The 22,935-nt window shown below is 63.0% G+C and carries 18 protein-coding genes; 5 read left to right on the forward strand and 13 right to left on the reverse strand.

Annotation, left to right across the window (positions count from 1 at the left end):
* Positions 1-25: 25 nt before the first annotated feature.
* The 8 genes from AC57B1_RS20825 to AC57B1_RS20860 form a co-directional block, all read right to left on the reverse strand.
* Entirely contained in the window at positions 26-1,339 is a 1,314-nt protein-coding gene (locus tag AC57B1_RS20825) for an aromatic ring-hydroxylating oxygenase subunit alpha (protein WP_496418511.1), read from the reverse strand.
* A 73-nt stretch (positions 1,340-1,412) separates the two neighbouring features.
* The gene (locus AC57B1_RS20830; RefSeq protein WP_496418512.1) at positions 1,413-2,189 is read right to left on the reverse strand and encodes an electron transfer flavoprotein subunit beta/FixA family protein; all 777 of its coding nucleotides are present in this window, start codon (positions 2,187-2,189) and stop codon (positions 1,413-1,415) included.
* A complete protein-coding gene (locus AC57B1_RS20835) occupies positions 2,186-3,355 on the reverse strand; it encodes an electron transfer flavoprotein subunit alpha/FixB family protein (RefSeq protein ID WP_496418513.1) in 1,170 nt (389 codons plus the stop codon). The genes AC57B1_RS20830 and AC57B1_RS20835 overlap by 4 nt, the downstream gene beginning before the upstream one ends.
* 4 nt (positions 3,356-3,359) lie before the next feature.
* On the reverse strand, positions 3,360-5,273 hold the full coding sequence (locus AC57B1_RS20840) for a (Fe-S)-binding protein (protein ID WP_408184970.1): 1,914 nt from the start codon (positions 5,271-5,273) through the stop codon (positions 3,360-3,362).
* Positions 5,274-5,275: 2 nt separating this feature from the next.
* Entirely contained in the window at positions 5,276-7,339 is a 2,064-nt protein-coding gene (locus AC57B1_RS20845; protein WP_408345507.1) for an oxidoreductase, read from the reverse strand.
* A gap of 85 nt (positions 7,340-7,424) precedes the next feature.
* On the reverse strand, positions 7,425-7,961 hold the full coding sequence (locus tag AC57B1_RS20850) for a DUF5943 domain-containing protein (RefSeq protein WP_408345504.1): 537 nt from the start codon (positions 7,959-7,961) through the stop codon (positions 7,425-7,427).
* A 49-nt stretch (positions 7,962-8,010) separates the two neighbouring features.
* Complete coding sequence (locus tag AC57B1_RS20855) at positions 8,011-8,982, reverse strand: dipeptidase (RefSeq protein WP_007177107.1); 972 nt, start codon at positions 8,980-8,982, stop codon at positions 8,011-8,013.
* Positions 8,983-9,000: 18 nt separating this feature from the next.
* Complete coding sequence (locus tag AC57B1_RS20860) at positions 9,001-10,275, reverse strand: serine hydroxymethyltransferase (RefSeq protein ID WP_496418514.1); 1,275 nt, start codon at positions 10,273-10,275, stop codon at positions 9,001-9,003.
* A 442-nt stretch (positions 10,276-10,717) separates the two neighbouring features.
* Here AC57B1_RS20860 and AC57B1_RS20865 point away from each other — a divergent pair, with 442 nt between their 5' ends.
* Positions 10,718-11,713 carry a GlxA family transcriptional regulator gene (locus AC57B1_RS20865; protein ID WP_091801487.1) on the forward strand — a complete coding sequence of 332 codons (996 nt, stop codon included), beginning with the start codon at positions 10,718-10,720 and terminating at the stop codon, positions 11,711-11,713.
* 85 nt (positions 11,714-11,798) lie between these two features.
* Here the strand turns inward: AC57B1_RS20865 and AC57B1_RS20870 are convergent, their stop codons facing one another.
* The 3 genes from AC57B1_RS20870 to fdhA form a co-directional block, all read right to left on the reverse strand.
* Positions 11,799-13,214 (reverse strand): hypothetical protein, encoded by a 1,416-nt coding sequence (locus AC57B1_RS20870; protein WP_496418515.1) that lies wholly within the window; start codon positions 13,212-13,214, stop codon positions 11,799-11,801.
* Entirely contained in the window at positions 13,211-14,092 is an 882-nt protein-coding gene (locus AC57B1_RS20875) for a DUF5672 family protein (protein WP_496418516.1), read from the reverse strand. Before AC57B1_RS20875 ends, AC57B1_RS20870 begins: the two co-directional genes overlap by 4 nt.
* Before the next feature lie 253 nt (positions 14,093-14,345).
* The gene (fdhA, locus tag AC57B1_RS20880) at positions 14,346-15,545 is read right to left on the reverse strand and encodes a formaldehyde dehydrogenase, glutathione-independent (protein WP_095420742.1); all 1,200 of its coding nucleotides are present in this window, start codon (positions 15,543-15,545) and stop codon (positions 14,346-14,348) included.
* A gap of 282 nt (positions 15,546-15,827) precedes the next feature.
* On the opposite strand from fdhA, the gene betI reads away from it, so the two are divergent.
* From betI to ampC, 4 genes are all read left to right on the forward strand, one after another.
* Entirely contained in the window at positions 15,828-16,415 is a 588-nt protein-coding gene (betI, locus tag AC57B1_RS20885; RefSeq protein ID WP_408298940.1) for a transcriptional regulator BetI, read from the forward strand.
* A gap of 42 nt (positions 16,416-16,457) precedes the next feature.
* Positions 16,458-17,927 carry a betaine-aldehyde dehydrogenase gene (gene betB / locus AC57B1_RS20890; RefSeq protein ID WP_496418517.1) on the forward strand — a complete coding sequence of 490 codons (1,470 nt, stop codon included), beginning with the start codon at positions 16,458-16,460 and terminating at the stop codon, positions 17,925-17,927.
* 12 nt (positions 17,928-17,939) lie between these two features.
* Entirely contained in the window at positions 17,940-19,625 is a 1,686-nt protein-coding gene (betA, locus tag AC57B1_RS20895; RefSeq protein ID WP_496418518.1) for a choline dehydrogenase, read from the forward strand.
* Positions 19,626-19,747: 122 nt separating this feature from the next.
* Positions 19,748-20,917 (forward strand): class C beta-lactamase, encoded by a 1,170-nt coding sequence (gene ampC / locus AC57B1_RS20900; RefSeq protein WP_496418519.1) that lies wholly within the window; start codon positions 19,748-19,750, stop codon positions 20,915-20,917.
* A 138-nt stretch (positions 20,918-21,055) separates the two neighbouring features.
* Here ampC and AC57B1_RS20905 read toward each other — a convergent pair whose 3' ends face one another.
* Positions 21,056-22,474, reverse strand: coding sequence for an MFS transporter (locus AC57B1_RS20905; protein WP_496418520.1), 1,419 nt, complete (start codon positions 22,472-22,474; stop codon positions 21,056-21,058).
* 142 nt (positions 22,475-22,616) lie between these two features.
* A complete protein-coding gene (locus AC57B1_RS20910; RefSeq protein ID WP_496418521.1) occupies positions 22,617-22,880 on the reverse strand; it encodes a hypothetical protein in 264 nt (87 codons plus the stop codon).
* Between the last annotated feature and the right edge of the window lie 55 nt (positions 22,881-22,935).

Raw genomic sequence — 22,935 nt, forward strand, 5'->3', positions numbered from 1 at the left:
CCGACTCCTGGTTGCGGTGCCGCGCTCAGCGCATGAAAGACACGACTTTTTCGCCGTGCGAAGCCGGCGTGATTTCGCCTGCTTCATGGGTTTGGGGCGCATTGCTGTAATCCGCCAGGCGGCCGATGTACCACTCGCAGAACTTCTCCACGAGGCCTTCCGTGAACGGCGAATACGGACCCGGCTCATAAGCGCTGCTCGTCGCGCCGCGTTGCGAGTATTCGACGAGTGCGCGATCCTGATCGTTCGTCGCGCGCCACACAGCTGTGAGGTTGTTCACGTCGTAATCGATGCCTTCGCGCGCGTCCTTGTGAACGAGCCACTTGGTGCGCACCAGCGTCTTGCCCGCCGAGAGCGGAATTACCGAGAAGCTGACAATGTGATCGCTCATGAAGTGATGCCACGAATTGGGCTGCGTCCAGAACGACAGGCCACCGAGATCGGCCTGCTCGAAGCCGCCGAGCAGTTTCTTCGAGGCCACTTTCGCGTCGAGCGTCTGCGATTCGCCGTCGCGATCGAGCGGCAGGCGTTGCGTGCGAAAACCGGTGACCAGATCGGCAAGCCGTTCGATTTCCGCGGAAGGCAACTGCATCGCTTCCCATTGCGCGGTACGGCGAGCCACGGTCTCTTCGAACGCGGCCATGCCCTCTTCATTGGCCGGCGTGCGCTGATAACCGAAACCGTATTCGTACAGCGAAATGGTCAACTCGGGATGGTTCGCGACGCAGTGATAGCACTCACGATTGTTTTCCATCGTGAGTTTCCAGTTGCCCTCTTCGACAATGTCGATCGAGGCCGCGATCTTGCAGTTGGCCAGATCGTGCGGCAACAGATACGGTTCCATTGCCGCCCGCACCACGGCGAAGTCCGCCGGCGGGTTGTCCGCGAGGCAAATGAAAATCAGGCCGGCCAGATTCTCGAGATGCACGGACTTCAGGCTATGTTTGCAGCGGTCGAACTGGTCGCCCATGTGTTCGGCGAACATCAGATCGCCGTTCAGGTTATACGTCCAGCTGTGATACGGGCAGACGATATTGCCGAGCGAGCCTTTGTCGGTATTGCACAGGCGCGCGCCGCGATGGCGGCAGACATTGTGAAACGCCCTCACCTGCATATCGTCGTCGCGCACGATCAGGATCGAATCGTTGCCGATCTCCACGGTGATGTAGTCGCCCGGCTCCGGCACGTCCGGTTCCACCGCGACCTGAATCCAGTGTTGCCGGAAGATCGCATCCATGTCGAGCGCGAAAATACTCTCGCTCGTGTAGAAAGGCGCTTCCAGGGTGTGATTCTTCTTACGGCGTTCGATCATTGCGCGAACGTCTGCCGAAACTTTCATTGTGTGCTCCGTTGCATGTCACGTCTGGCGCCGCGCCAGGCCCTCCTGGTCGCATGCTGGCCCGAACCGGAAATCAGTAATCCACGAGTTGATGCTCGCGCAAATACGCGAGAATGACTTGTGCTTTTTCGACGGAACTCCCTTCAATTACGACGCTGCCGCCTCGGCTCTCGGTCGTCGTGGCAGACAGCATGCGGGCGTGGCCGGAACGCTTTTCGGCGGCGGCAAGCCGCACCGGTTTGGCGGCTGCCGGGCGGATAGTCCAGGCAAGTTCGTCGGCGCTGCCGGCGGCTTGCGCGGCGACCGGGCGGATCGTGCCTTCGCGCAACCGTGAGTAGGCGTACGTGGGAGCGGCGTTGGCCAGCGGATGCACGGCGATCAGCGCGGGCAACCGCACCTCTACGCGGCGGCGCAAACCCTTCGGCATGAACTGGCGCACCTCCGCGCAGCCGTCGCGCAACGTCACGTCGACAGCCGCGCCGACCAGCGCGATCTCAAGCGCATTGGCGACGCGATACGGCAGCATGCCGCTGTCGAACGCGCCTTCAGCGCGCGTGCCGGTCAGAACGAGGTCGTAGCCACGCAGCCGCGCGGCTAGCGGAGCGGCTGCGTCCGCCTGGGTTTCAGGTGTCGTGGCTATTTCAAGCACTTCGACCGAACGTGCGCCGAGTGCCAGATACTCCTTCAACGCAGGGTTCGACGGATCGCCCGCATGCAGCACGTCGAGCGTCGCGTTGTGTGTTCTGGCGAGCGAGAGCGCCATGGTCAGCGCGGCGGCATCGTTGCGGCTGTAGCGCGCCGTGCCGCTCACCGGATGACGGCCCACGGAAACGAGGACGGCAATCTTCATGCGAGCGCTCCTTCGGTGACAGCCGTTGAATTCAGCAGCGCCGCACCGGTTCCGCGCGCAGTGCGCGCCGCGGCCGCTGCTTCGTTGAGCGCCGCGATGGTTTCCTGCGCGTCCGCGATCACTGTCAGGTTCGCGCGCTTGGCGATCGGCGCACTCGCGTCGAGATTCACCGCGATCACATGCCGGCAGTCCTTGATCCCTTGCAGATGCTGGACCGCGCCGGAAATACCGAAGGCGATATACACACTCGCCTCGACGGTCTTGCCGGTCGCGCCGATCTGTTTGTCGCGGGTGAACTTGCCGTCGTCCACGGCCACACGGCTCGCGCCGATGGCCGCGCCCAGCGTGGCCGCCAGACGCTCGAACGCCGGCACGTCGCGCACGCCGTTGCCCGCCGAAACGATGAAATCCGCTTCTTCGAGCGCCAGTTGCGCGGCGTCGATTTCCTCGATGCCGAGATCGCGCACCGCGCCTTGCGCTGCTGCGGCGTCGCCGTCGAAGCGCCACATGACCCGCTCGCCCGCGCCGACGAACGGCAGCTTCGGATCGACCGCGTTGTGCGCGAGCAGCACTACCTCGGGCAACGTGCGCGCGGCATACGCTGTATTCGCCTGAACATAGGCCGCCACATGCGCGGCGTCGATTTCGACGACATGCGTGGCGACGCTTGCATTCGCCGCGGCTGCATAACGGCGGCCAAGGTCGCCGTCGCCGGTTGCGTTATCGGGAAGAAAAACATGCACCGGTGCGTAAGCCGCGACGCACGCGGCCAGCGCATTCAATTCGTCCAGCGGCGCGAAGGTGCGGCGGTCGAACATCGGCAATTCGATCAGCTTGTCGGCGCCGAGCGCTGCGGCGTCGCCGCTGAACTCGCCGAAGACCAGCAACACCACCTCGGTCGTTGCGTCCGCAATCAGCGCGGCGCCGGCCAATACCTGGCGCGCGTGATCGTCCAGCGCGCCACGGTCCGCGTGGGCGGCCACCAGCATCACACGCTGCGGCGCCGCCGTGGTGCGGCGCGGTTTGGCCTGTTCGCGATGCGAGGCGCCGTGCGCCGTGAATTCCAGTGAGCCCGCCACACCCGTCACACCGAGGGTGATACGCCTGAGTCCGTCTGCCGTGATCGTGAACGGACGGCGCGGGTCGATTCGTTTGAGAGAGTTCATCGCGTTACTCCAGCGCCGCAGCAACCAGTTCGGCGACGTCCAGCACTTCCGGACGCGGCCCCACAACGCCTTCGAGCATCGCCGTGCAATTCGGGCAGCCGACCGCGACGATCTCCGCGCCGACGGTTTTCGCGTCGTCGATACGAATGTCGGGAATGCGCCGCTTGCCCGGAATATCGGTGAGGGGCGCTCCGCCGCCACCGCCGCAGCAGCGTCCGCGCATGCCGTTGCGCTCCATTTCCACGACCTTGATGCCAATGGTCTTCAGCAAGCGGCGCGGCGCCTCCGTTTCACCGTTATAGCGGCCCAGATAGCACGGGTCGTGATACGTGATCTTGCGATCCGCAAACGCGGCCACCGCACGCGGCGTGAGCTTCCCGCTCGCGACCAGTTGCTCGATCAGCGCCGTGTGATGCTGGACCTCGTAGAAACCGCCCAGCGCGCGATACTCGTTGCGCAGGCTGTGCAGCACGTGCGGGTCCGCGGTGACGATCTTGCGGAACGAGTACTGCGAGAGCGTGCCGATCAGCTTGTGCGCGAGCTGCTGGAAAGTCGCTTCGTCGCCGAGACGGCGGGCAGTGTCGCCCGTATCGGTTTCCACGCCGCCGAGCACCGCATAGTCGATGCCCGCACGATTCAGCACCTTGACGAGCGCACGCAGCGTGCGCTGATAGCGCATGTCGAACGCGCCTTCGCCGGCGATCAGCAGCACGTCCACCGGACGGCCCGGCTGCGCGACCTGCACTTGCAGATCGACGGCCCAGTCGTAACGCGCGCCGATGTCGTAACCGTTCGAGCTGCCCGTCTCGCGCAGATTCGCGAGCGTGATCGGCCCCTTGCCCGGCACGCTGCCTTCAACCAGCGTCTGATTGCGGCGCATATCCACGATCGCGTCCACATGCTCGATCAGCATCGGGCACTCCTGCACGCAAGCGCGGCAGGTCGTGCAGGACCACAGCGTGTCCGCTTCGATCAGGCTGGAAATCAGCGGCTTGCCCGGCGCACCGGCATGCTTGCCGACCGGAATGCCCGGCGTGGGACTGCCCGCGTATTCGGCGTCCGTGCCGCCCACCATGCCCGTGACGAGGTCTTGAATCAGCTTCTTCGGATTGAGCGGCTGACCCGCGGCGAACGCGGGACAGGCCGCTTCGCACTTGCCGCACTGCACGCACGCGTCGAAACTGAGCAACTGGTTCCAGCGAAACTCAACCGGTTTGCCGACGCCGTATTCCTTCGCGTCGAGCAGCGGTGCTTTCAATGCGGTAGGCGGCACCACGTCCGTGTCATTGCGCTCGGCAAAACGCTCCTGACGCGGATGAAACGCGAGATGCAGCAACCCGGCGAGCGCATGCTTCATTGGGCCGCCGCGCGCCGCGCCGAACGTCATCGCAAACGCGCCCGCCGCGATCAGCAGCGCGACAATCACGGCGAGCGCACCGGACATCGCGGAAGCCGGCAGCGCGATGAACAGTACGAGACCGAGCGCGAACGAGCCGAGCAACAGCGGCAGATGATCCCATGGCCCGCGCGAGAGCCGCGCCGGCACCGCTTTCGCGCCGTGGCGGCGGCGCCAGACGAACACCGCGCCGACCAGCATGACGAGCGCGGCCAGAAAGATCAGCTTGTCGAGCCACGGCGAGTAAATAGCCAGCCCGTAGTTGACGAACACCAGCGCCATCGCGAGAATCGCGCCGCCCGCGGTCGCCACGTGCGTTTTGGCGATGTACGGATCGCGCGCCACCACATGATGCAGGTCGACGAAGTAGCGCTTGGGAATCGCCAGCAGATTGGTCCAGCCGTAAGCGCCCGCCGCCGTGGCGCGGCCTTCGCGCCAATACGCGGCGCGCTTGACGAGCGCGAACGCCAGACCAGCCACCGACAACCACAACAGGACGGTGATGACAAACACGGGGCTCATCGTCAGAAATCCTTGCAAAGGCGCAGCGCGTCGTAAATCGCGCCGTGAATGTTGTGCATGGAAATGCAGTCGCCGACGCGGAACAGCAGGAAGCGGCCATTGCCGAGTTCTTCGCTCAAAGACGGTTGCGGCTCGGAGGCGAACAGCTTATGCACGTCGACCTGGCCGCGATTCACCGACTCCGGCTTGAGCTTCCAGTACAGCTCGTCGTTCGGCGTGCTGCCGTTTTCGATCACCACCTGATCGACCGCCCGCTCTTCCTGCTCCTCGGTGTACTCGTTGCGGATCACGGCGATCTTCTTGCCGTCTTCCTCGTAGACCTTATCGAGCCAGTAGTTCGGCGTATGGATCACACCTTGGGCGTACAGACGCCGGTAAAAAATCGGGAACGTGGTGCCGCCCACGTCGTCGGCCACTTTCACGTCCGGCGTCACGATCTCGACGTTCGAGCCGCGGCTCGACATGAAATCGGCCACGCCCGCGCCGGCATGCGTGCTGACGCCGTCGTACACCAGCACGTTCTTGCCCGGCTCCACCTTGCCCGACAGCACGTCCCACGAACTGACGGCGAGACCTTCGTCGACGCCCCACGCCGCGACTTGCGACGTGAACGACGAACCGCCCGTGGCGAGCACGACGATGTCCGGCTTCTCGGCCATGATGGTTTGCTCACTGGCGGCGACACCGAGACGCCGGTCCACGCCAAGGCGCTTGGTCTCCATGTCGAACCAGCGCACGATGCCCGCCATCTGTTCGCGCTGCGGCGCTTTCGCGGCCAGCATGATCTGGCCGCCCACGTAGTCGTTCTTCTCGAACAGCACCACGTCGTGACCGCGCGACTTCGCCACGCGTGCCGCTTCGAGTCCAGCCGGGCCCGCGCCGACCACGACCACCTTGCGCTTCGGCCCACGCGTTTTGGCGATCACGTGCGGCATCGTTTCTTCGCGCGAAGTCGCGGCGTTCTGCACGCACAGCACGTCGAGCCCGTTGTATTGACGGTCGATGCAATAATTCGCGCCGACGCACTGCTTGATTTCGTCCTCGCGGCCATCGCGGATCTTGATGACCATATGCGGATCGGCAATCTGCGCGCGCGTCATGCCAACCAGATCGACCATGCCGCTGGCGAGCAGGCGCTCGGCCTGGCCCGCGTCGCGAATGCTTTGCGCGTGCATGACGGGCAGCTTGACCACCGATTTGATACCGGCCGCGAGATGCACGAACGGCTCGGGCGGCAGCGCCATGGGCGGCATGCAGTTGGCAAGCGTGTTGTGCGTGTCCGCACCCGAACCGATCACGCCGAGGTAGTCGATCAGGCCAGTTTCGCTCATGGCCTGAGCGATCTCCTTCAGTTGCTCGTGATCGAGCCCGTCTTCATGGAACTCGTCGCCGCACATGCGCAAGCCGACGCAGAAGTCCGCGCCTACCGCTTCACGCACGGCCTTCAATACTTCAGTGCCGAAACGCAGGCGGTTTTCCAGCGAACCGCCCCATTCGTCGGTACGGAAGTTGGTGCGCGGGCTCCAGAACTGGTCGATCAGATGCTGGTGCGCGGCCGAGATTTCGACCCCGTCCATGCCCGCATCTTTCACGCGCTTCGCCGCGGCCGCGAAATCGCTGATGATGCGGCGAATTTCCTCGACCTCGATGATCTTCGCGTTGCCGCGGTGCACCGGCTCCCGCACGCCGGAGGGCGACATCAGATGCGGCCAATGCTCGCCATGAAACGCCGAGCGGCGTCCCATATGCGTGGCCTGGATCATGATCTTCGCGCCATGCGTGTGCATCGCTTCGGCAAGCCGGGCAAGCGGGTCGATGATCTTGTCGGTCGACAGATTCACCGACTTCCACCAGCCTTGCGGGCTGTCGATCGACACCGGGCTCGAACCGCCGCACACAGCAAGGCCGACGCCGCCCTTGGCCTTCTCCTCGTAGTAACGGATATAACGGTCGCCAGGCAGTCCGCCCGGTTCCGCATAGACCTCCGCGTGCGCGGTGCTGACGATACGGTTGCGCAAAGTCAGCTTGTTCAGCGTGAGAGGCTTGAAAAGGTTCGGGTAACGCATCGCGATCGACCTCGGAATGAATTGCTTGTTGCGCTGTGCCGTGCGCCGTGGTGGAAGCCGTTTATGTGTGTGCTTACGGTTGCGCTTACGATGCGAGCGGCGACACTTCGAACACACAGTGTTCGTGGCCTTCAGCGGCGCATTGCGCTTCTCTGGAATGCGATGGCGGGCCCTTGCGCGAGGCGTCGGGCGCGGTATCGTTGACCCAGTCCATCGCCCCCGCGAACCAGCCGGCGAACATGTAGCAAAGCTTGCCCACCTTGCCCGGCTGCGCCAGCACGAACGACGAGTGATGCAACTCGATGCGCGCACGCGAGCTCGACGGATCGGCTTCGGTGATCGTGAAGATGCCCCAGCCGCGTTGCGACAAACGCTTCAGGTAATGCTCGAACACCGCCATGCCCGCAATGCCGTGCTGCTTCGCTTCCTTGTCGCACCAGAAATACGCGGACTTGTAGCCGGCCTTGTAGAGAATCTCGGCATACGTATCGAGTCCGAGGGCTTCTTCCACGGCGGTGTGGTTGTTCGTGAAGAAGTGACGCGGTACGTACAGCATCGGCAGCGCGTCGGTGGTCCAGACGCCGGTATTCGCATCGACGTCGATAGGCAGTTGGGGTTGCATGTGGAGACTCCGTTTTTATCTGTGGGATAGGTGTCGATTCAGGCAGCGGTCAAACCTTCCAGACTTCGCCGAATACCCGTACCCAGTTTTCGCCCATGATCTTCTTGATGCGCGTTTCGCTCCAGCCGGCGCGTTCCATCGCGGCCGTCAGGTTCGGAAACTCGCCGATCGTGCGAATGCCTTCCGGATTCACGACCTTGCCGAAGTTCGTCAACTGGCGATAGCGGCCCTTGTCGTGCGTGATCCAGTCGAAGAATTCCGTGCTGTAGCCTTGCGTGAAGTCCGTGCCGATGCCGACCTGGTCTTCGCCGATCAGGTTCACCACGTACTCGATCGCTTCGATATAGTCTTCAACGGTGGCGTCCGGACCGCGCTTGAGGAACGGCGCGAACATCGTCACGCCGACGAAACCGCCCGCGTCCGCGATCTCTTTCAGTTGCTCGTCGCTCTTGTTGCGCGGATGTTCTTTCAGGCCCGACGGGCAGCAATGCGAATAGCACACGGGCTTGTTCGAAGCCGCGATCGCTTCGGAAGAAGTCTTGCCGCCCACGTGCGAGAGATCGACCATGATCCCGACGCGGTTCATCTCCTGGATTACCTCGCGGCCATAGCCCGACAGACCGCCATCGCGCTCATAGCAACCGGTGCCCACCAGGTTCTGCGTGTTGTAGCAAAGCTGCACCACGTTCACGCCGAGGTCCTTGAACGCCTCGATATAGCCGAGGTTGTCCTCGAAAGCATGCGCATTCTGGAAGCCGAAAATGATGCCCGTCTTGTTCTCTTTCTTCGCGCGCAAGATGTCGTCGGTCGTGCGCACGAGCGTCAGGATCTCGCCGTATTCGCGGATCTGCTGCTTCATCTCGGCAATGTTATCGACGGTCTTCTGGAAGCTTTCCCAGACCGAAACCGTGCAGTTCACCGCGGTCACGCCGCCCTTGCGCATATCCTCGAACACGGAGCGTTCGAACTTCGAAATGTTCAGACCGTCGATGATGATGCTGTTGTCGTGCAAAGTGCTCATCGTTTGCTCCAGGCGTGCTTAGTAGATGGGAAAGCGTTCGCACAGCGCGAAAATCTCGCGGCGTACGCGTTGTTCAGTTGCGGCATGGCCTTCCGGGTGATCGCGCAGCGCATCGAGCACCTCGACGATCAGACGCCCGACTTCGCGGAATTCGCTCACGCCGAAGCCGCGCGTGGTGCCCGCGGGCGTGCCGAGGCGAATGCCGGAGGTGATCGTGGGCTTCTCGGTATCGAAGGGAATGCCGTTCTTGTTGCAGGTAATGCCCGCGCGCTCCAGCGCCTGCTCGACCTGATTGCCCTTGAGGCCCTTCGGCCGCAGATCGACCAGCAACAGATGGTTGTCGGTGCCGCCCGTCACCAGATCCACGCCGCCGGCCTTCAGCACCTCGCCGAGCGTCTGCGCGTTGGCGAGCACGCTGTCGATATAGGTTTTAAAACCGGGTTGCAGTGCTTCGCCGAATGCAACCGCCTTGCCGGCGATCACGTGCATCAGCGGGCCGCCCTGCAAGCCAGGGAACACGGCCGAGTTGATTTTCCTGGCAATGTCTTCGTCATTCGTCAGCACAAAGCCGCCGCGCGGGCCGCGCAGTGTCTTGTGCGTGGTTGAGGTGACCACATGCGCATGTTCGACCGGATTCTGATGACGCCCCGCCGCGATCACGCCGGCGATATGCGCCATATCCACCATCAATTTGGCGCCCACGCCGTCGGCGATCGCGCGCAGCCGTGCAAAGTCCAGCGCCCGCGGATAAGCCGAGAAGCCGGCGATCAGCAACGCGGGTTTGTGCTGCTGCGCGAGTTCCTCGATCTGCTCGTAATCGATCAGCATCGTGTCGCGATTGACACCGTACTGCACCGCGTTGAACCATTTGCCCGACATGGCCGGCTTGGCGCCGTGCGTGAGGTGGCCGCCCGCGTCGAGCGACATGCCGAGCACCGTGTCGCCCGGCTTCACCAGCGCGAGCATCACCGCGCCGTTGGCCTGCGCGCCGGAATGCGGCTGCACGTTGGCGAACTTCGCGTTGAACAACTGCTTGATGCGATCGAGCGCGAGCGTTTCGATCACGTCGGCGTATTCGCAACCGCCGTAGTAACGCTTGCCCGGATAGCCTTCCGCATATTTGTTGGTCAGCACCGAGCCCTGTGCTTCGAGCACCGCGCGCGACACGATGTTTTCCGACGCGATCAGTTCGACTTGCGACTGCTGGCGCTCGAGTTCTTTCAAAATAGCGCCGCGCACCGCCGGATCGCGCGTGGCCAGCGATTCTTCGAAGAAAGGATTCGGGTTCGACATGGAAGTCCGTGGAGTCGTTGACGGAAGGCCGGAAGCCGCGCCTGGGACTCGCTTCGCCCCTGCTGCTACCGGTGTGCATTGCGTCTATTCTTGACGCTCGCCCCGCGCGTCAATTTATGAATTCAGACGCGTTCTTTGCCTTTTCCGCCATAAGCGTCCTTTTTTCACAAGTCGGCCCTTGCCCGCGTTCTACCGATTGCCGCACGAGCGTGCTTTGCGGCGGATCATGCTGCACTGCACCTGAACGCCGTGCGCAATTCGGGTGCGCCAATGAACCCTGTCAGCGCCGTTCTGGTGCCGTTTGGTTAGCTATCCGACTGGAATGATGGGTAACCAGGGGTTTAGCCTGATGGCACGGTAGTTGCCCTAGTCCTCAGAATTACAGAAGTCGCTGCTCCCCACGGCGACGCGACATTACAGATTCGAAGGAATCATTCCTCCCATGTCCACCGATCGCACGGCATCGTTGTCGCATTTCGCATTCATGCCGGTTCCCAACTTCACCATGATTGCGTTCACTAACGCGATCGAAGTCCTGCGCATGGCGAACTATCTGACCGGCCAAACGCTTTACCGCTGGTCGATCGTGAGTCCGGAAGGCGGTCCGGTCATGGCGAGCAATGGCTTGTCGGTCGATACGGGACCGGTGGAATGCGTCGGTCAGCCCGATATCGTGTTCGTGGTCGGCGGCATCGACGTGCAGCATGCGACCACGCCCGCCCATCTTTCCGCACTGCGCCGCTTTGCCCGTATGGGCAGCGTGCTCGGCAGCCTGTGCACCGGCACGTACGCGTTGGCGCGCGCCGGTCTGCTGGCCGGGTATGCGTGCGCGATTCACTGGGAGAACATGTCGGCGCTCAAGGAAGAGTTTCCCGACACGCGTTTTCTGAAAGAACTGTTCGTGATCGATCGCGATCGCGTCACATGCACCGGCGGCGTCGCGCCGCTCGATATGATGCTGAACCTGATCGCGCCGCGCGTTGGCACTGCGCGCGTCACACAGATCGCCGAGCAGTTCATTGTCGAACATGTGCGCGACACCAGCGCGCAACAGAAAATGCCGCTGGTGGCGCGGCTCGGCTCGGCCAACAAGTCGCTTTTCGAAGTGATCGCGCTGATGGAGAACAACATCGAAGAGCCGCTCTCACGCGAAGAACTCGCGCGACTCGCCGGTATGTCGCAGCGGCAATTGCAGCGGCTGTTCCGCGAACATCTGGGGATGACGCCGACGCATTACTATCTGACGCTGCGTTTGCGGCGCGCGCGCGAGTTGCTGTTGCAAACCGACATGTCGATCATGCACATCACGATGGCATGCGGCTTCCAGTCGGCCTGCCACTTTTCGAAGAGCTACCGCGATGCGTTCGGCACGGCGCCGACGCGAGAACGACGCAAGCAGGCGCCGTCGCTGGCGGTGGCGCCGGTGCTGGCGGCTTGAGGCGGCGGCGTTTCCATCAGCGGTGCGCACTCAGTACATCAGCGCACCGTCCATTCAGCGGATGACGGAACGCAGGCCGCAATTGTCATAGCGCGGCCAGCCACGCCACTGCATCCCGCACCACGGGATTCCAGTCGCCCTCCTGCGTTTGCCGCAAGACAGTCGCGCTTTCGATCCAGTTGGACGTGCTTCCCGAATGGCCCCAACGCCAGTCGCCGGAAGTGTTGACCGGCACGCAAGTCAGTTTGCCCATCATCGCGGCGAGATTGGCCACGGCCGAATCAACCGCGAACACAGCGTCCAGTTCGCCGATGCATGCGGCGGTGTCATCGAAAAGGTGGATGCCGGGCAGATAGCGCTCGACCGTGGCGGGCGGCATGCCTGCTGCCGCCTCGGCAAGCGGATGATGCAGATTCACGAAACGGATTCGCCCGGTCAGCGCGGGATCCGTCACGAGCCGATTGAGCGCATCGAGCGGCAGGCTGCGTCGCGCGGCCCAGCACCGCATTGAGCTGCCGACATTGGACAGGTGGCGCTGGCCACAGTCCCAGAACAACCCGACGAGCTTCTTTCCGCGATGTTGCGCGCGCAACTGTCGCGCCCACGCTGCCGCAATCTGCCGCTTCGCCGGCGGAGCCCGTAGATACGCCTCAAACCGGTATGGACATGTCGTCTGCGCGGCGCGCAACACCGGCAAATGCAATAGCGTCGCGTATAAGTGCGGCGCGAATGCTTCCACTCGAGCGCACACCGCGTCGGGCAGTGGGCCATGGGTCTGCAACGGACGCGCCGCGCTGACGACTTCGCAGTCGGGCAAGGACGCCTGCATGAGCGCATGGATCTGCGGGTCACAGGTCATCATCACCTGCGCACCGGCAGCGCGCCAGTCCGCCACGCAAGCGCCCAGCAGAAAGTTGTCGCCGAAACCGAGTTGGTGCACGACGAGCACCCGCCGGCCGCGCAGATCGGATTCCCCGTCCCACGCCGGGACGCCGGCCGGACGATAACTGCCGGCATCGCCAGAATCGTTGCGCCGGGTCCAGTGCTTAAAGCCACGCGGGTCGCCTGCCTTGAGCATCGCTTCGCCGAGAAGCTGTTCGGCGGTTGCCAGGACATTGGGCGTGCTCGTTGCCACCGGCCGTCGCGCCTCATCCAGCAACTGGATCGCGTGAGCGAAATGGCTGGACATCATCAGGCTGTAGCCGAGTCGCAGTTGGGCGAGCGCGGGATTATCCGCCATCGACGGGGCACGCGTTCTAGTCTCCACCGCCTCGGCATGCCGTCCCAGCAGATCGAGCGCGAACGCGCGCATGGCAAAAAAATGGTGGTCCTGAGTACCGAGTGCCAGCGCCCGGTCAGCCCAGTCAATGAGTTCGTCCTCGCGCTCGAGCGCGATCAGCACATCACATATCTCGCGCAGAATCGCCAGGTTGTGAGGCTCGTGCTCATGACGCACGCATGCGGATCGCAGTTGCCGCTCCAGATCGTTGGTCGCCGTCACTCGCACAATCCATCGCAAGCATTCTTCACCACGCTTTCGCACAGGCCGACGTATTGCCGCGCGGCCTCCGCGGTCAGCCCTATCACCATCATGTTCCGCACGAACTCCTGGTTGCTCCATAGACGCCGGTAACGCTCGTACATCACCTTTACGCAGTCGAATTTGCGCTGATCGCAGTAGATCTTCAATAGCATCAGGACCTCGTTGGAGCTGTAGGTCCCGATGTCCAGCTTACGCACCATATCCATCAGCATCTCGTCGCCGACGTGCCGCCACATGTTGAACACGGCGTGAAAACCGAAGGTCGGCCTGTCCGACAGCACATGCTCATAAGCAAAGCGGGTCGCGACTTCCTCGGGCGCAAACCGGATGCCGTATCCGCTTTCGAGCAAGGGCCGATATACGCGGCAGATCAGGTCGTCCTCATTGACGCCGGGAAGGAATTCGAACCGCTCGTCCGCCAGCGCCTGCAACAGCTTTGTCGAACGCAGCGAGAACCCGCCGTTGCCCACGTTCATGCCATCGCGGTGGAACGGCCATTTCGCACCGATGTAGTCGTAGTCGAAAAATGTATCACTCCACGCCGCGGGGTCCAGCACATAACCGTCCCATTGAACGACGAGTACCCACGGTGTGGTCACATGGCCGAGCAGATGCTTGACCATGAAAGCCGAATAGTCTTCTTTGGACTGCAGGCGGGGAATCAGCACGGTACGTACAGAGGTGGGTACGGTCTCGTGAGTGAAGAGGATCGCGTCGGCAAAGTTGCACCGGGCCGCTGAGATCTCGAGCGCGCGCGCGGCGAATACGGGATTGATCGAATCCGCCGCACAGAGCGTCACATTGCGCAGATTCAGGGGGGAAGCGTTACTGCTCATCAGGACTATTCGGCCAATCGGTGCTTTATCGGTCTGCGCAATGCGCAAAGGGTTTCCCTCAGCAAAGCTGAATGGGCGCAACCCTCACGCTACGACTCGCGCCAGTCATCGGGCCGCTTCGTACCAAAGCTTTCAACTGCGACCGTTGCTCGCAGTTGCCCGACGACCGAGCACGCCTCGTCGCGAATAGCGTGATCCTATACAAAGTTCACGCAAACCGAAGGATGACACGATGTCGCTGACGAAGGCTCGCCTACGCCGCCTTCAACAACCCATGCGGGTCGATCACGAACTTCTTCGGTGCACCGCCATCGAATTGGCGATAACCATCGGGCGCCTGGTCGAGCGACACCACCGTCACGTTGACGATATCCGCAATCGGCAAGCGGTCCCACAAGATCGCCTGCATCAGGTTCTGGTTGTACTTCATCACAGGCGTCTGTCCGGTATGGAACGAGTGCGACTTGGCCCAGCCCAGACCGAAACGGATGCTCAGGCTGCCTTTGCGCGCGGCGGCATCGGCGGCGCCGGGGTCGTCGGTCACGTAAAGGCCCGGAATGCCGATCGCGCCCGCAGCCCGCGTGATTTCCATCAGCGAATTGAGCACGGTGGCCGGCGCTTCCTCATGCGAGCCGCTGCTGCCGTGGCCGTGTGCTTCGAAGCCGACGCAGTCCACTGCGCAATCCACTTCGGGCCGGCCGAGAATCTGTTCGATCTGCTCGCCCAGCGTGGCGTCCTTCGACAGATCCACGGTCTGGAAACCCATCTTGCGCGCATGCGCGAGACGCTCCTCGTTCATATCGCCGACGATCGTGCAGGCCGCGCCCAGCAAGCGCGCCGAAGCGGCCGCCGCCATCCCCACCGGCCCCGCGCCCGCGATATAGACGGTCGCGCCGGGCTTCACGCCGGCCATCACCGCGCCGTGATAGCCGGTCGGCAGAATGTCGGAGAGGCACGTGAGATCGCGGATTTTCGACAGCGCCTGCGCGCGATCGGGGAATTTCAGCAGATTGAAGTCGGCGTACGGCACCATCACATATTCGGCCTGGCCGCCGATCCAGCCGCCCATGTCCACATAACCATAAGCACCGCCGGCACGCGAAGGATTCACGTTCAGGCACACGCCGGTATGCTGCGCCTTACAGGTCGGACAGCGCCCGCAAGCCACGTTGAACGGCACCGAAACGAGATCGCCGATCTTCAGCGTTTCCACGTCGCGGCCAATCTCGATCACCTCGCCGGTAATCTCGTGGCCGAGCACGAGGCCGACCTCGGCGGTCGTGCGGCCGCGCACCATATGCTGATCGGAGCCGCAAATATTGGTGCTCACTACCTTCAGGATCACGCCGTGGCCGATCGAACGGCCACGCGGATCGACCATCTTCGGATAGTCGATCGACTGCACTTCCACCTTGCCCTGCCCTAGATACACGACGCCACGATTGCTGCTCATTGTCTGTCTCCATGTCTTGTGAGCGGCGTGCCCGGTTCAGTGCGGCACGCCGTTCAACGAGCGTAGCGCCCGCTGAACGAAGCGCATGTGCCGAACGCGACATGGGTTTGGCCGGAACCGACACGACCGGCGCAACCCGTATCCATGTTGATGCAACCCGTTTTTTATTGATTGACCGTTCAATATAAAAAACCTACCATAGCCACTCGAATCCACTCAGGCGGATCGTGTTTCGTCTTGCGCAGTCCGCCCGAAGCTCATGCCAGCAATAGCGCCCGCACCATGCCCAAACTTGGAATGCGCGAAATCCGCCGCGCGCAACTGATCGACGCCACGCTCCTCACCATCGACCAGACCGGTCTCGCGGGAACGACGCTGGCTTCGGTCGCGCAGCGCGCGAGCATTTCCACCGGCATCGTCAGCCACTATTTCGGCGACAAGGACGGTTTGCTCGAAGCCACCATGCGGCACGTGCTGCGCGATTTGTGGCAAGCCACCTCGCGCCGGCGCCGGGCGGCCAAGGCGGATCCGCGTTCTAAATTACGCGCCGTGGTCGCCGCGAATTTCGACGCCGAGCAGACCAGCGGCCCGGTCATGAAAACCTGGCTGGCGTTCTGGACCGAGAGCATGCACAAGCCGCAATTGCGCCGTCTGCAATACGTGAACACGCGCCGCCTGAATTCGAACCTGTGCGCGGATTTTTCCAAGGCCATGCCGCGCGCGGCGGCGCGGCGCGCGGCGAGCGGTCTCGCCGCCCTGATCGACGGACTGTGGCTGCGCGGCGCGCTCTCGGGCGAGCCGTTCGACACCCGCGCGGCGCTGCGCGTGGCCAACGACTATATCGATCTGGTCCTCGCATCGCGCGAGTAAGGACGCAGGCAGATCGGCGACACCTTCAGAAAGGAGCAAGTCATGGCGGTATTCGCAACGCAACGCCTCTATATCGGCGGCGCTTACGTCGACGCAACCAGCGGCGAAACCTTCGAGACGCTCGATCCCGCCACCGGCGAGATGCTCGCGAGCGTGCAGCAGGCCTCGGCGGCCGACGTCGATCGCGCGGTGCAATCCGCGCGGGACGGCCAACGCGAATGGGCCGCGCTCACGGCCATGCAGCGTTCGCGCATTCTGCGCCGCGCGGTCGAGATTCTGCGCGAGCGCAACGACGAACTCGCCGCGCTCGAAACGCGCGATACGGGCAAGCCGATTGCCGAAACCCGTGCGGTGGATATCGTCACCGGCGCGGACGTGATCGAGTATTACGCGGGGCTCGCCACTGCCATAGAGGGTCAGCAGATTCCGTTACGGCCCACCTCGTTTGTTTATACGCGGCGCGAGCCGCTTGGCGTTTGCGCCGGCATCGGCGCATGGAACTACCCGATCCAGATCGCCTGCTGGAAGTCGGCGCCCGCGCTCGCGGCCGGCAATGCGATGATCTTCAAGCCGAGCGAGATCACACCGTTGTCGGCGCTGAAGCTCGCCGAGATCTATACGGAAGCCGGCGTGCCCGCGGGCGTGTTCAACGTCGTGCAAGGCGACGGACGGGTCGGCGCGATGCTCGCTGCGCATCCGGACATCGAGAAAATTTCGTTCACCGGCGGCGTTGAAACGGGCAAGAAGGTGATGTCGCTCGCCGGCGCCTCGTCGCTGAAAGAAGTGACAATGGAACTCGGCGGCAAATCTCCGCTGCTCGTATTCGACGACGCCAACCTCGAACGCGCCGCCGACATCGCGATGAGCGCCAACTTCTTCAGCTCCGGCCAGGTCTGCACCAACGGCACACGCGTGTTCGTGCAACGTGGCGTGCTGGAACGGTTCGAGAAGCTGGTTCTGGAACGCGTCGAACGCATTCGCGTGGGCGCGCCCACCGACGCCGACACCAACTTCGGCCCGCTCGTGAGCGCCGCGCAATTGCAGAAAGTGCTGGACTATATCGAAAGCGGCAAGCAGGAAGGCGCGCGGCTCGTGGCGGGCGGCAAGCGCCTCACCGAAGGGCATTTCGGCAATGGCCAGTATGTCGAACCGACCGTATTCACCGGCTGCCATGACGACATGCGCATCGTGCGCGAGGAAATCTTCGGCCCAGTCATGAGCATTCTCGTTTTCGACGACGAAGACGAGGCGATCGCGCGCGCGAACCACACCGCGTATGGCCTCGCGGCGGGCGTCGTGACCGAGAACCTGGCGCGCGCGCATCGCGTGATTCATCGTCTGGAAGCGGGGATCTGCTGGATCAACACCTGGGGCGAGTCGCCTGCGGAAATGCCGGTGGGCGGCTACAAGCAATCGGGTGTGGGCCGCGAAAACGGCATCACCACGCTCGAGCACTACACGCGCATCAAGTCCGTGCAGGTCGAACTCGGCCCGTATCAACCGGTGTTCTAAGGAGGCATGGCGATGGCTGTGAACGAATACGACTACATCATCGTGGGCGCGGGTTCGGCGGGCAACGTGCTCGCCTCGCGCCTCACCGAAGACGCGGACGTGACCGTGCTCCTGCTCGAAGCGGGCGGCCCCGACTACCGCTTCGACTTCCGCACGCAGATGCCGGCCGCGCTCGCCTATCCGCTGCAAGGGCGCCGCTACAACTGGGCGTACGAAACCGACCCCGAGCCGCATATGAACAACCGCCGCATGGAATGCGGGCGCGGCAAGGGGCTCGGTGGATCGTCGCTGATCAACGGCATGTGCTATATCCGCGGCAACGCGCTCGATTACGACGGCTGGGCTGCGCAGGCCGGCCTGGAAAACTGGACCTATCTGGATTGCCTGCCGTATTTCCGCAAGGCCGAGACGCGCGATGTGGGCGCCAACGCGTACCACGGCGGCGACGGCCCGGTGCATGTGACCACGAGCAAGCCCGGCAACAACCCGCTCTTCGCCGCGATGGTCGAAGCCGGTGTGCAGGCAGGCTTTCCGCGCACCGACGATCTGAACGGCTATCAGCAGGAAGGCTTCGGCCCGATGGATCGCACGGTCACGGCGAATGGCCGGCGCGCCAGCACGGCGCGCGGCTATCTGGATCGCGCGAAGGAGCGGCCGAATCTGACCATCGTTACGCATGCCGTGACGGATCGCGTGCTGTTCGCCGGCAAGCGCGCGCTCGGCGTCGCGTATCTGCAGCATGGCAACGCGGTGAATGCGCACGCGCGCCGCGAGGTGCTGGTATGCAGCGGCGCGATTGCTTCGCCGCAATTGCTGCAGCGCTCGGGCGTGGGCCGCTCCACGTGGCTGCGCGAACTCGATGTGCCGCTCGTTCACGATCTGCCGGGTGTGGGCGAGAACCTGCAGGATCATCTGGAGATGTATATCCAGTACGAGTGCAAGGAGCCGGTCTCGCTGTACCCGGCTTTGCAGTGGTGGAATCAACCGGCTATCGGACTTGAATGGATGCTGAACGGCACGGGTATCGGCGCGAGCAACCAGTTCGAAGCAGGCGGTTTCATCCGCACGCGCGACGACGATCTGTGGCCGAACATCCAGTATCACTTTCTACCCGTTGCGATCAACTACAACGGCTCGAACGCGATCAAGATGCACGGCTTCCAGGCGCACGTCGGTTCGATGCGTTCGCCAAGCCGTGGCCGCGTGAAGCTCACTTCGCGTGATCCGAACGCGCATCCGAGCATCCTGTTCAACTACATGGCCGATCCGCTCGACTGGCGCGAATTCCGCGACGGCATTCGCATCACGCGCGAGATCATGCGGCAACCGGCTCTCGATCGTTATCGGGGCCGCGAGCTGAATCCCGGTGCCGAGCTGACTACCGACGAACAGCTCGACACTTTCGTGCGGATGCGGGCCGAGACGGCGTTTCATCCGTCGTGTTCATGCAAGATGGGCTACGACGACATGGCCGTGGTCGACAACGAGGGCCGCGTGCACGGCATGCAGGGACTGCGCGTGGTGGATGCGTCGATCATGCCGCGCATCACCACCGGCAATCTGAATGCGCCGACCATCATGCTGGCGGAAAAGATCGCCGACCGGATTCGCAAACGCGAGGCGTTGGCGCGGGTGGATACGCCCTATTTCGTGGCAAACGGCGTAGCGTCCCGCAAACGAGAGAGCGCGACGGTTTGACGCCGAAGCCCGCCTGCAAGATTTTCTTTACCCTCGCCCAACTTATACTCGATTGTCAGCGCGGCGCAAAAGCCGGATAGTGCGGCTTCATCCGCAGACAGACAATCAAGGAAACGCGAGCGATGAAGTTCAAAGCCCTCAGCCTCACGGCGGCCCTTTTCTTTACCCTGTGCGCGACCGCTCCGGCGAGTCGCGCAGCCGGCGATACGCAAGACAGCATTCAACAGACAGTCGACGCAGCGATCCGCCCGCTCATGGCGAAGGATGGCATTCATGGCATGGCGGTCGGCATCGTTGTCGGGGGCAAGCCTTATGTGTACAACTACGGCGTGGCGTCGACGGAAACCGGCAAGCCCGTGACGCGCGACACGCTGTTCGAGCTCGGCTCGATCAGCAAGGCCTTCACGGCGACGCTGGCTTCGTATGCGCAGGTCAGTGGCGATCTTTCGCTCTCGGATGCGACGAGCAAATATCTGCCCATTCTCCAGGGCAGTCCGTTCGGCAACGTGAAGCTTGTCAATCTGGGCACGCATACGCCGGGCGGTCTGCCGTTGCAGGTGCCGGACGAGATCCATAACGACGATGAACTCATGCAGTATTTCAAGGCATGGCAGCCGAGCTGCGTGCCGGGCACATGCCGGACTTACACCAATCCCGGCATCGGCACGCTCGGCCTGATCACGGCGAAGAGCATGGGCCAGGATTTCACGTCGCTGATGGAACAGCGACTGTTTCCCGCACTGGGGTTGAAGAACAGTTATATCGAAGTTCCGCAAGCGCGAATGCCGGATTACGCGCAGGGCTATAAGAAGGATGGCGCGCCGATCCGCATGGCGCCCGGCGTGCTATCCGCGCAAGCGTACGGAGTGAAATCCAGCGCCGCTGATATCACGCGCTTTCTGCAAGCGAATATGAATCAGCTCCAACTCGATCCGAAGTTGCAGCGCGCGATCACGCAGACGCACACCGGCTACTTCAAGGCAGGTGTGATGACTCAGGATCTGATCTGGGAGCAATACGCGTATCCGGTCGCGTTGAAGACGTTGCTGGCGGGCAATTCGTCGACGATGGCCTTAAAGGCGACACCCGCCGTCGAAATCAAGCCGCCGCTCGCGCCGCGACAGGATGTCTGGATCAACAAGACCGGTTCGACCAATGGGTTCGGCGCGTATGTGGCTTTCGTTCCGGAGAAGCAGTTAGGCATTGTCATGCTCGCCAACAAAAACTTTCCGATGGAGGACCGGGTGGCCGTGGCTTATAAAATTCTGACGGCGCTTGCTGGGGCGCGTTGAATAACGAAGTGGACATGGCGGGCGACAAGGACAAAATGCGGATGAGCACCGCCGTGGCATTCATCCTCTTTACATGACCGTGTCGCGTTCGGATGGAACGGCGTCATGGTGCGCGCGCCGTCCGCAAGCAGTGAACCTTCAATCCCGCACTGGACTCAACACCCCACGCGCATCCGTCTCAACCGCCTCCGACACCAGCGTCTCCAGCGCCAACCCACGCGTTTCGATGCCGAGAATCCAGACCGCCGCCGCCGCGATCACGAAGCACATCGCGCCGAGCGAGAAGACACCGCCCTGGCCGAACATCGGCAGCACCACGCCCACCACGTAAGGTCCGATCAACGAACCCACACGGCCGATCGCCGACGCGAAGCCCGAACCCGTCGCACGCGCACCGGTTCCGTAAAGCTCGGGCGTATAGGTGTACAACACCGCCCACATCGCGAACAGGAAGAACTGCATCGCCAGCCCCGCACAGATCAGCAAGGTCGGCGTCTGCGCGTGCAGCGCGGTTTGCCCATATACGTAAGCCATCACCGCGCTGCCCGCGAGCGATGCAATGCAGGTCGGTTTGCGCCCCCAGCGTTCCACCAGCCACGCCGCGCAAATAAAGCCTGGAATGCCGCCGAGCGAAATCAGCACCGTGTACAGCACCGACTTCGTCACCGCGAAGCCGGCCTGCTGCATCAACGCGCCGAGCCACGACGTCAGCCCATAAAAACCGAGCAACGCGAAGAACCACAGCGTCCACACCATGATCGTGCGACGCCGGTATGCAATGCTCCAGATCTCACGAAACGCACCCGTGCTCTTCGCGGCAGGCGGCTCGGCGAGCATGGCCGGTGCGCGCAACTGGCTCAGGCCGGCCGCTTTCATCACCTTCACTTCGACTTCGGCGAGTATCTTGTCCGCTTCGCCGAGGCGGCCGCGATGCTCCAGCCAACGCGGCGATTCCGGCACCACGCGGCGCACGATCAACACGAATACCGCAGGAATGGCGAGCAGCGCGAACTCGGTGCGCCAGCCGAACGTCGGCAGCACGAAGTACGACACTACGCCCGCGGTAATGAAGCCAAGCGGCCAGAACCCGTCCATCAGCGCAATCAGGCGGCCGCGCGACGCAGCCGGCACGAACTCCGACAGCAACGTCTGCGCAATGGGAAACTCCATCCCCATGCCGAAGCCGAGCAGCACGCGATAAAAGATCAGGGCTTCGACGCTTTGCGCCGTGGAACACAGATACGAGGCGAGCCCCCATAGCACCATGCTCCATTGAAACACCGGCCGGCGTCCGAAGCGATCCGCCAGCAATCCCGCAATCGCCGCGCCGATCACCATGCCGAAGAAGCTTGCGCTGGCCACCAGCCCCGCCGTCGCGCTCGATAAGCCGAATTCCGTCCTGATCGAGCCGAGCACGAAAGTCATCGTGCCGAGATCGACGGAATCGAAAAAGAACGCAATGGCGATGATGATGAAAATGGTCCGGTGATAACCGGAGAACGGCAGTCGTTCGAGTCGGGCGGCTGCGCTCGCGCGCGGCTGATAAGCGGTAGACATGTCATCCCCTGGTTGATGCGGCGGCTGCCGCGTGGGTGCTGCGAGGAGATTTCAGTAGACGCCGACATAAATCGGCCACATAGAAGAAATACGTCATCGGGATGGAACGGGGGCGTCGTTCCATCCACGTGCGTCTCGAACGCTACGTCCGCATACGCGAGCGCGCGGCACCGGCAATGCGCGCAAGCGTGTCCGCACTCAACCGCGCGGCGATCTTTTCGACGTATTCGTGATGACGCGCCTGCAGCGGCGCGCCGAGTTGCTGGGCAAGCAGATAACGGATCAGCGCGATGCGCCGGTGCCGCAGCACGATGCTCTGATCGAGCAGCGCGAGCGCGGCGTGCGCATCGCCCTCGTGGCACGCGCGCTCGGTGAGGCGCGCGGTGGCTAGACGTGTCGACGTCATGTCGGTCAATCAGCGCGAAAAAGGCGCGAGCGGTTCGGCATCGACCGCTCGCCGC

This window comes from Paraburkholderia sp. BGA-UO-ETr-F21 (genome assembly GCF_059567925.1).